This is a genomic window from Arthrobacter humicola (genome assembly GCF_039531445.1).
GTDB classification, from domain to species: domain Bacteria; phylum Actinomycetota; class Actinomycetes; order Actinomycetales; family Micrococcaceae; genus Arthrobacter; species Arthrobacter humicola.
The window spans coordinates 71786-81052 of record NZ_BAAAQB010000038.1 but is presented as its reverse complement, the minus strand read 5'-3'; the positions used below and the strand labels follow the sequence as shown (position 1 = coordinate 81052).

Sequence of the window (9267 nt, the reverse complement as noted above, 5' to 3'; positions counted from 1 at the left end):
ATCAATGTCGTCCGGGTGGGCCGTGAAACAAAGCACCCGCTCGATCCGGGAAGTCTCCGGATCGAGCGGGCTCTGCGCCGGGGCGGCGTTGGGGCTCATGGGTCAGCCTTTGCGCTTTTTGATTTCTGCGGTGGCCTGGGGCAGCACCTGGAAGAGGTCGCCCACAATGCCGAAGTCCGCGATCTCGAAAATCGGCGATTCGGCGTCCTTGTTTACGGCGACGATCACCTTGGCGGTCTGCATGCCGGCCTTCTGCTGGATGGCCCCGGAGATGCCCGCGGAAATGTAGAGCTGCGGCGAGACGGTCTTGCCGGTCTGGCCGATCTGCGCGTCGTGGCCGATCCAGCCGGCGTCCGTGGCGGCCCGCGAAGCGCCGATGGCCGCGTCCAGGGCGTCCGCGAGTTCCTCCAGCGGACCGAAGTTGCCGTCCACGCCCCGGCCGCCCGCCACGACGATGCGCGCCTCGGTCAGATCCGGGCGCCCGCTGGCAGGCTTTTCGTTACGTGCCGTGACCCGGGCGGCGGCCGCGGTGGCGCCGTCCGGAAGCTGGACTGTGACGGCGTCCGGCGCCGTAGCGGACACCGCAGGCTCCGGCGTGACGCTGTTGGGCTTTACGGTCAGCACGGAAACGGGCGTCGTGGCCTTCGCGGTGGTGGTGTAGGACCCGGCCAGCACCGACTTGTGCGCGGTTCCGTCCGGATCGACCGCCACGACGTCGGTGATGACGCCGGCGCCGAGCCTGATCCCGAGCCGGGCGGCGATCTCCTTGCCCTCGGCCGAGTTCTCGGTCAGGACGACGTCGGCTCCGGCCGCGTCAACGGCTGCGGCCAGGAACGCCGCCTTGGGTCCCACGAGGTAGTCGTCGAGGTCTGCGGCGGACGGGCGGTACAGCGCCTCGGTGCCGTAGGCAGCCAGGGCCGCGGCGGCATCTGCATGCAGCTCGCCGTTGACAGCGGCAACGGTCTCGCCCAGGGAGCGGGCGATCGTCAGCAGTTCCAGGCTCGACTTCTTTAGCGCCTGGCCGGGGTTGTCGATGAAAACGAGTACTTTTGCCATGTTCGGATATTCCCCTTTAGAGCAGCTTCTGGGCGGCCAGGAACTCGACCAGCTGGATGCCGGCGTCGCCTTCGTCGGTGATGATGGTGCCGGCCGTGCGCGGCGGGCGGGCCTCGGCGGTCTCGACGGCGGTCCAGGAGCCGGACTTGCCCACCTGGGCCGCGTCGACGCCGATGTCGGCAAGGCTCAAGGTGGTGATGGTCTTCTTCTTTGCCGCCATGATGCCCTTGAAGTTCGGGTACCGGGGGTCATTGATCTGGTCCGTAACCGAGACGACGGCCGGCAGTTCAGCCTCAACGGTGTCCGCGTGCGTGTCGCCGTCGCGGCGGGCGGTGAGCTTGCCGCCGTCGAGCTCCAGAGACGCCGCAAAAGTCACTTGTGGAAGCCCCAGCCGCTCGGCGAGCTGCGCCGGGACCAGCGAGGTCTCGCCGTCCGTGGAAGCCATGCCGGTGATGATGAGGTCCGCGGGGGCATCCGAGCCGAGGTGGCGGATGGCGGCGGCCAGTGCCAGCGAGGTGGCCGCGGCATCGGACCCGGCCAGGGCCTCGTCGCTGAGGTGCACGCCTTCCGTGGCGCCGATCTGGAGTGACTTCTTCACCGCGTTGACGGCAGCTGCCGGCCCCATGCTCAGGGCGATGACCTTGTTCCCGGCCGCTTCCCCGCCTCGGGCCTCGATCAGCTGCAGGGCCGCCTCGAGGGCGTACTCGTCCAGTTCGGACAGGATGCTTTCGGAGCGGTCCGCGGTGTTGTCCTCGCCAGTGAGGTGGCGGTCGAACTGCGCATCCGGGACGTGCTTGACCAGCACAATGATTTTCAGGGTCTCTTCCACTGTGTCTACAGCAGCCTTCCATGCGGGTGGATAGCCGCCCCTGACGGGGTCATGGCCACGGAACGCCCGGTAGCCGGGCTCTTCCTAGCTAACCATATAGCTGCCGGGCCGCGCGGCCTGGGTTAACGCCTGTGTCAGCACCGTGCATGCGTCGTGGAGGCGTCGTGCAGGTTCCCGGAACGGCAAAGGCCGGGCGGCACCTTTCGGTGCCGCCCGGCCTTTCTGCTGTATATCGGCTACTGCTTCTATTGGTCGGCAGCGGTGCCGAGGGTTACATCGACTTCCTTCGGCTGCCCGCCGCGCAGCACCGTGACCTTGACCGTGGCCCCGGCCGGTTGTTCGCGCACCGCGGCGGTCAGCTGGTTGGGATCGCTGATGGTCAGGTCCTGGAACTTCGTCACGACGTCGCCAACCTTGATGCCGGCCTTGTCAGCGGCCGAGCCGGGCTCGACGGTCGCGACCTCGGCGCCCACCGAGAATCCGGAGGAGGACGTTCCTGCCGCCTTGGCTTTCACGCTCACGCCGAACTGTGCGTGGGTGGCCTTGCCGTTGCTGATGATCTCCTGGGCCACGCGCTTGGCGTTGTTGATCGGGATGCTGAATCCCACGCCGATGTTGCCGCTGCTGCTGCCGGTGGCCGAGTCGCCGCCGGCGGAGGCGATCGCGACGTTGACGCCGATGATTTCGCCCTTCGTGTTCACCAGTGCGCCGCCGGAGTTGCCCGGGTTGATGGCCGCGTCCGTCTGGATGACGTTGATCGAAATGGATCCCTGGTCAGCGGTGCTCTGGGTCTGGCCGCCGCCCGGGGGTGCGAACTGGAAGCCCTGGTCACCGCCCTGGGAGTTGTCCGCCCCGCCCTTCGGCGCGGCCGAGGATGCCACGCTGATGGTCCGGTTCAGGGTGGAGACGATGCCGTCGGTGACGGTTCCGGTGAGGCCGAGCGGCGAGCCGATGGCGACGGCGGTGTCACCGACGTTCAGCTTGTTCGAGTCACCCAGCGTGGCCGGGACGAGTCCGGAGGGGTTGTCGATCTTGATCACGGCGAGATCGGAGAGCGGGTCGGTACCGACGATCTTCGCGGAGTAGACCTTGCCGTCGCTGGTCCGGACCTCCATGGTGGCGTTGGCGGCCTTGCCGTCGAGGGTTACCACGTGGGTGTTGGTCAGCACATGGCCGTCCGTGTCGAGGATGATGCCGCTGCCGGTGCCGCCGTCGCTGCCGCTGGTGGCCTTGATGGTCACCACGCTGGGGGAAGCTTTCAGTGCGGCGGCGCTGATGGCGTTGACGTCGTCCCTGTTGTTGACGATCACCGGCCCGGCCTGGCTCGTGTTGCTCGTGGAAGCTGTGGAGGTACGGTCGGCCAGCAGGGCGTTGCCGCCCGCCACCACGCCGCCGCCGATCAGGCCGGCCGCCACGATGCTGGCGATGAGGACAGGGACGCCGAACGCTGCCTTGCGCTTGGGGGCGTGGGCGGGGTTGTTCACAAAGCTCGCGCCGGGGGCATAGGCCGACGTCGGCTGGTTGCCGGGGTGGGCGCCGTAGGGCGCCTGGCCGTACGGGGAATGTGCTTGCTGAGCCTGGCCGTACGGGGGCTGGGCGGGCTGGCCATGACCCTGGCCGGGCTGGGAAGGAGCGCCGTACGAGCCTGCGTGCGGCGCGGGGGCACCGAACTGCTGGGTGTCGGCACCGGGGTGCTGTGGCTGGGAAGTCTGGGCCTGGGCCGGCTGGTGCTGCGGGTAGACCGGACGCGGCGCGCCGTCCTCGGCGCGGTCCAGCCGAAGCGTCGGGTTCTCGGGTGCCGGGCTTCCGGGTGCCGTCTCCGGGGTGTGCGCGCCATTCGGCTGCGCGGAGGCATTCGGCTGCGCGGAGGCATTCGGCTGCGCCGGGGCGCCCTCCTGCGGTTCGGCCGGTCCCCGGTTCTGTTGTGTCGGCTCCGGTGACGCACCCGGCACTGGGTTCTCAGTCATGAGACTTCCTTTCATCCTCGTCTGCCTATAACTATGGTCGCTCAGACTGATACTAGAGCGGACATTTGCTGGGAGGTTCCTGAACGGATGGACAGCGGCCTGATTGCCGGTTTGCCAGCTTAAGCGCTTTTCGCTGGTGGCATATTCCCCAAGGTGGACTGCCATTTGGGTGCACCATAGAATCAAATGGAATTGCCACAGCGACCTGCGGCTTTACATCTGCGTGGGGGCGCTGCTGCATTCTGTGACGGCTGGTTCGACCGAACCGGTCCCAGAAGTGCTGAAGGGTTGCACATGCGGTCTAAGTTGATTCGTTTCCTCGCCGTCCTTGGCGTGGCTGGATTGCTGGCGCTTCCCGCCGCTCCTGCCCTGGCCGAAGACCCGGTGACCATCCCGTCCGGGCAAAACATCGTTGACAGCGCAAACGTGCTCGGCAGCCGCAAGGGCGAAGTCCAGGACGCCATCCAGAAGCTCCTGAAGGACCACAAGTACAACCTGTACGTCGTTACGGCAAAGACGTTCGAGAACCCCTCGGACCCTAAGGCCTGGGCCGTGGCCGTGGCGACCAACAAGGGCATGGGCAAGGCCGACGTCATCCTCACCATGTCCGACGACGGCAAGTACTACTTCTCTCCCAACTCGGCCAGCGCCATCTACTCCAAGACGTCCAACATCACCCAAAACGCCATCGTTCCGAACCTGGCCGGCGGAAAGCGCGACTTCGCGCAGGCGGCGATTGATACCGCCGCTGCGGTCGGCGACGCTGCGGCCGGGGGCAGCGGCACTGTGCCGTCCGAAGCGGGGGCGGGCAACGGCGTCCTGGTGGGAGTCGGCGTCGTGGCCGTGGGCGGAGCGGGGGCCTACCTTTACTTCCGCAGCCGCCGCAAAAAGGCCGCCCAAGGTTCCGGCGCCTCCGGCGGAACGCAAGGTGCCCAGCCGGACCCGCTGGCGGGCCTCAGCGTGGCAGAGTTGCGACGCAAGAGCGATTCCCTGCTGATCGAGGCCGACGACGCCATCAAGTCCAGCGAGCAGGAACTTGGATTCGCCCAAGCCCAGTACGGTGACTCCGCGGTGGGAAACTTCACCAAGGCACTGCAAGAGGCCAAGGCCCACATGACGGAGTCCTTCAAGCTTCAGCAGCAGCTCGATGACCACATTCCCGATACCGAGGAACAGCAGCGGAGCTGGCTCGGGGAGATCATCCGCCGTTCCGAAGCCGCTCTGGCATCGCTGCAGGAGCAGAAAGCGGACTTCGATTCCCTGCGGGAGCTGGAGAAGAACGCCCCCGAGGCCCTCGCCGCCGTCGGCGCCGGAGCCGCGGAAGCCGAGGCAAAGATTGCCAGCGCCGAACAGTCGCTGACGGATCTGCGCGCCAAGTACGCCGAGAGCGCCCTGGTCCAGGTGGCGGACAATATCAAGCAGGCCAAGGAACGCCTCGACTTCGTGCAGAACGCTTCCACCGCGGCGAAGGAAAAACTCGCCGCTGGCGAAAACAGTCTCGCCGCCGTGGCCGTGCGCGCCGCGGAAGAAAGCCTGCACCAGACAAACGTGCTGATCGGCGCCATCACCAAGGTGGCCGACAGCCTTGGCGAGGCGCGCAGCGGCCTGGAAACCGCCGTCGTCGATACCGCCCAGGACCTGGCGCAGGCCAAGGCGATGATCCAGTCCGGCGCCCATCCGGAACTTTCGGGACCGGTCGCTGCCGTGGAAGCAGCCCTTGCCCAGGTCAAGGCGGAAATCCAGGGCGGCAAGATCGATCCCGTCGCCACGCTGGAACGGGTGACAGCCGCGCACCAGACCCTCGATGAGTCGCTCAGCGGAATCCGCGACCAGCAGGAACAGGCGCGCCGCGCTCAGGCCTCGCTGCAACAGACCATCACATCGGCCCAGGCCCAGATCAGCGCGACGTCGGACTACATCACCGCCCGCCGCGGCGGCGTGGGCACCGAGGCCCGCACGCGCCTGGCCGAGGCCCAGCGGAACCTGGACTACGCGCTTTCCATCTCCCGCAACGACCCCGTGACCGCACTGCAGTACGCGCAGCAGGCCTACGCTCTGGCGGCGCAGGCTGCGCAGCTGGCACAGTCCGATGTTGACCACTTCGGCGGCTACGCCAACCAAGGCTACGGGCGCGGCGGGATGTTCGGCGGCAGCGGCGGCGGAGGTCTCGGCGGCGCGATCCTCGGCGGAATCCTCATCAACTCGATCCTTCATGGCGGAGGCGGGGGTGGTGGCGGCGGCTGGGGCGGAGGCGGCGATTCCGGCGGCGGTTGGGGCGGTGGCGGCGACTTCGGCGGAGGCGGCGACTTTGGTGGAGGCGACTCCGGCAGTTTCTAGCCTTTTTGGCCCACGTGCCGCACGGCAACAGCCCCGAACCATTGGCGACGACGTGCCGGGCGCAACGGACTGGGCAGCGGATAGACCACACAGCGGATAGAAGAGACATATCAACGGTTCACTGGAATCAGTGAGACAACTGAGCAGGACGAAAGGTAACACCATGGTTAAGCAGTCCATCTTCGGCCGCATGGCGCAGCTGGCGAAGGCCAACATCAACTCCTTGCTGGACCAGGCCGAGGATCCGCAGAAAATGCTGGACCAGATGGTCCGTGACTACACGAACAACATTGCGGAGGCTGAGTCCGCTGTGGCACAGACCATCGGCAACCTGCGTATGCTTCAGGACGACTACAACGAGGACATCCGCAACGCCCAGGACTGGGGCAACAAGGCCCTCGCCGCGTCCCGCAAAGCCGACGAGTACCGGGCCAAGGGCGACGTCGGTGACGCGGAGAAGTTCGACAACCTCGCCAAGGTTGCACTGCAGCGCCAGATCGCCTCTGAAAACGAGGCCAAGTCTGCCGCGCCGAACATCGCGGCCCAGACCGAAGTGGTGGACAAGCTCAAGCACGGCCTTGACCAGATGAAGGGCAAGCTCAACGAACTGACGAGCAAGCGCAATGAGCTGGTGGCCCGGTCCAAGACCGTCGCGGCCCAGAGCCAGGTCCATGATGCCCTCAAGAGCATCAACATCATGGACCCCACATCCGAGGTAGGCCGCTTCGAAGAGAAGATCCGCCGCGAGGAAGCCAAGGTCCGTGGCCAACAGGAGCTTGCAGCCTCAAGCCTGGACGCCCAGTTCAATTCGCTGGAAGACATGGGCGAGCAGACCGAGATCGAGGCCCGGCTGGCCGCGATGAAGTCCGGCGGCTCCCCCGCGGCCATCGGCACCGGCAACGGTGATGCCTCCGGCTCCACGGTCGACGAGGCCGACTTCGACAAGCTCTAAACGGCCACCCGGCGCTTAGTGCCGGCGCCAAGGAACGAACCAGGGCCGGACTCCGGCGGCCCAGCCTGACACACCAGGTGCTGCCGCCGGGATCCGGCCCTTGCTGTGCCCGGCGTGTTGTGCCGGGCCTGTTGTGCCGGGCCTGTTGTGCCGGGCCTGTGGCTCCCGCGTGTAGCGTGGACCCATGTCTGCGACCCTTGTCTGGCTCCGTGACGACCTCCGGCTGGATGACAATCCTGCGCTGACGGAGGCCGCCGCCCGGGGCACACCCCTGACCGTTGTCTATGTCCTCGACGAGGAATCGCCCGGCGTCCGGCCGCTGGGCGGAGCCGTGAAATGGTGGCTCCATCACTCCCTGGCCGCACTCGCCGCCGATTTGGAGGCCGCGGGTTCGCGGCTGGTGCTCCGCCGCGGCCCTGCCGCGCAGATCATCCAGGACCTCGCCGCGGAAACCTCTGCCGACACCTTGCTGTGGAACCGCCGCTACGGTGCGCCCGAACGCGCTGTGGATGCAGGCCTGAAGACCTGGGCCACGGCGGAGGGCATCGGAGCCACAAGCTTCCAGGCCAACCTCATGTTCGAACCGTGGACCGTGCGGACCGGCAGCGGGGGGCCCTACAAGGTCTTCACGCCGTTCTGGAGGGCCTGCGTAGCCGGCCCCGAACCGCGCCTGCCCTTAGCGCCGCCGGGCCGCCTGCCGGCCCCGGCACGCACCGGCGACGGGCAGTTGCCTGCCAGCGAGCCGCTCGACGACTGGGGCCTGCTCCCCCGGCAACCCGACTGGAGCGCCGGCCTGGCCGCCACCTGGACACCGGGAGAAGCCGGCGCCCACAGCCGCCTGGCGGATTTTGTGGACGGGCCCGCGGCCGAATACGGCACCGGCCGCGACATCCCAGGCGTCGAAGGCACCAGCCGGCTGTCCCCGCATCTGCGCTTTGGCGAAATCAGCCCGTTCCGAATCTGGCACACACTGCGCGAACACTTTGTGCCGGGAGCACCGGCCGACGTCGGGATCTTCCGCTCCGAACTCGGCTGGCGGGAATTCTGCTGGCAGCTGCTCTACGAGAACCCGGACCTGGCGACCCGGAATTACCGGCCCGAGTTCGACCGCTTCGAGTGGCAGCCGCCCTCCGGAGCCGAGCTGGCGGCCTGGCAGCAGGGCGGCACGGGTTATCCGCTGGTCGACGCCGGCATGCGCCAGCTCTGGCAGACCGGCTGGATGCACAACCGCGTGCGGATGGCGGCGGCATCCTTCCTGGTGAAGAACCTCCTGGCCGACTGGCGGCTGGGCGAGGCCTGGTTCTGGGACACGCTGGTGGACGCCGATTCCGCGAGCAACCCGGCGAACTGGCAGTGGGTCGCCGGGTCAGGCGCCGACGCCTCGCCCTACTTCCGGATCTTCAACCCGGTCACCCAGAGCAAGAAGTTCGACGCGGCCGGCCGCTACCTCCGCGAGTATCTCCCCGAGCTCGCGGCACTGGACGACAAGGCCGTCCATGAGCCTTGGAAGGCCGACTGCGCCGCCCCCGGCTATCCGGCACCCATCGTGGACCTTGCCGAAACCCGGGCCAGGGCACTGGCGACCTACCAGCGGCTCAAGGACGGCTGAGGCCCGGCACCTGCCGCTACCGGGTCCGGGCGCGACCGCCGGACAACAGGTGAGGCGACAGGACAGGCCGGCAACGGAAAAGGCCCGGATCTGATGATCCGGGCCTTTCCTGTGCACCGCTGGTGCTTACTGGTTGCGGGGACAGGATTTGAACCTGTGACCTCTGGGTTATGAGCCCAGCGAGCTACCGAACTGCTCCACCCCGCGTCGCTTGATCAACACTACCGTACTTTCGGAGGCGCCATGACCACCTGCCCCCGCGGGCCCCTGCGCGGGGTGATCCGGCACAGTCACGGAACGTGGCCGTGCACCAGGGCCTGGGGTGAGGGATTTGCGCCCGAGGGACACCACACAGCGGCCCGGAGCTTAAAACAAAAGGTCCGGAACACTGTTTCCAGTGTTCCGGACCCTTTCTCCAGTTGCGGGGACAGGATTTGAACCTGTGACCTCTGGGTTATGAGCCCAGCGAGCTACCGAACTGCTCCACCCCGCGTCGCACTATCAACTCTACCTGCCG

At 67.3% G+C, this 9267-nt stretch carries 6 protein-coding genes, 2 tRNA genes and 1 pseudogene; 3 read left to right on the top strand and 6 right to left on the bottom strand.

The window, feature by feature from the left end; genetic code table 11:
* The 4 genes and pseudogenes from ABD243_RS15045 to ABD243_RS15030 form a co-directional block, all read right to left on the bottom strand.
* Window positions 1-99, bottom strand: a pseudogene (locus ABD243_RS15045) (PIG-L family deacetylase); the annotation flags it as partial.
* A gap of 3 nt (window positions 100-102) precedes the next feature.
* Window positions 103-1056 carry an electron transfer flavoprotein subunit alpha/FixB family protein gene (locus tag ABD243_RS15040; protein ID WP_344367260.1) on the bottom strand — a complete coding sequence of 318 codons (954 nt, stop codon included), beginning with the start codon at window positions 1054-1056 and terminating at the stop codon, window positions 103-105.
* A gap of 16 nt (window positions 1057-1072) precedes the next feature.
* Entirely contained in the window at window positions 1073-1873 is an 801-nt protein-coding gene (locus tag ABD243_RS15035; protein ID WP_344367394.1) for an electron transfer flavoprotein subunit beta/FixA family protein, read from the bottom strand.
* Window positions 1874-2130: 257 nt separating this feature from the next.
* Window positions 2131-3852 carry a trypsin-like peptidase domain-containing protein gene (locus ABD243_RS15030; RefSeq protein WP_344367259.1) on the bottom strand — a complete coding sequence of 574 codons (1722 nt, stop codon included), beginning with the start codon at window positions 3850-3852 and terminating at the stop codon, window positions 2131-2133.
* Window positions 3853-4146: 294 nt separating this feature from the next.
* Here ABD243_RS15030 and ABD243_RS15025 point away from each other — a divergent pair, with 294 nt between their 5' ends.
* The 3 genes from ABD243_RS15025 to ABD243_RS15015 all read left to right on the top strand — a co-directional run bounded on the left by ABD243_RS15025 (window position 4147) and on the right by ABD243_RS15015 (window position 8750).
* The gene (locus tag ABD243_RS15025; protein WP_344367258.1) at window positions 4147-6189 is read left to right on the top strand and encodes a TPM domain-containing protein; all 2043 of its coding nucleotides are present in this window, start codon (window positions 4147-4149) and stop codon (window positions 6187-6189) included.
* Window positions 6190-6352: 163 nt separating this feature from the next.
* Complete coding sequence (locus ABD243_RS15020; RefSeq protein WP_344367256.1) at window positions 6353-7141, top strand: PspA/IM30 family protein; 789 nt, start codon at window positions 6353-6355, stop codon at window positions 7139-7141.
* A gap of 184 nt (window positions 7142-7325) precedes the next feature.
* Window positions 7326-8750, top strand: coding sequence for a cryptochrome/photolyase family protein (locus ABD243_RS15015; RefSeq protein WP_344367253.1), 1425 nt, complete (start codon window positions 7326-7328; stop codon window positions 8748-8750).
* 130 nt (window positions 8751-8880) lie between these two features.
* Here ABD243_RS15015 and ABD243_RS15010 read toward each other — a convergent pair.
* Together ABD243_RS15010 and ABD243_RS15005 are read right to left on the bottom strand one after the other, a co-directional pair.
* Window positions 8881-8957, bottom strand: a tRNA-Met gene (locus tag ABD243_RS15010).
* A 212-nt stretch (window positions 8958-9169) separates the two neighbouring features.
* Window positions 9170-9243: transfer RNA gene (locus ABD243_RS15005), tRNA-Met, on the bottom strand.
* Window positions 9244-9267: the final 24 nt, after the last annotated feature.

What these genes read in the sequence shown, in the direction of transcription:
- ABD243_RS15020 (WP_344367256.1), top strand. Translation starts at nt 6,353, where the DNA reads ATGGTTAAGCAGTCCATCTTCGGCCGCATGGCGCAGCTGGCGAAGGCC.
- ABD243_RS15030 (WP_344367259.1), bottom strand. Translation starts at nt 3,852, where the DNA reads ATGACTGAGAACCCAGTGCCGGGTGCGTCACCGGAGCCGACACAACAG.
- ABD243_RS15015 (WP_344367253.1), top strand. Translation starts at nt 7,326, where the DNA reads ATGTCTGCGACCCTTGTCTGGCTCCGTGACGACCTCCGGCTGGATGAC.
- ABD243_RS15040 (WP_344367260.1), bottom strand. Translation starts at nt 1,056, where the DNA reads ATGGCAAAAGTACTCGTTTTCATCGACAACCCCGGCCAGGCGCTAAAG.
- ABD243_RS15025 (WP_344367258.1), top strand. Translation starts at nt 4,147, where the DNA reads ATGCGGTCTAAGTTGATTCGTTTCCTCGCCGTCCTTGGCGTGGCTGGA.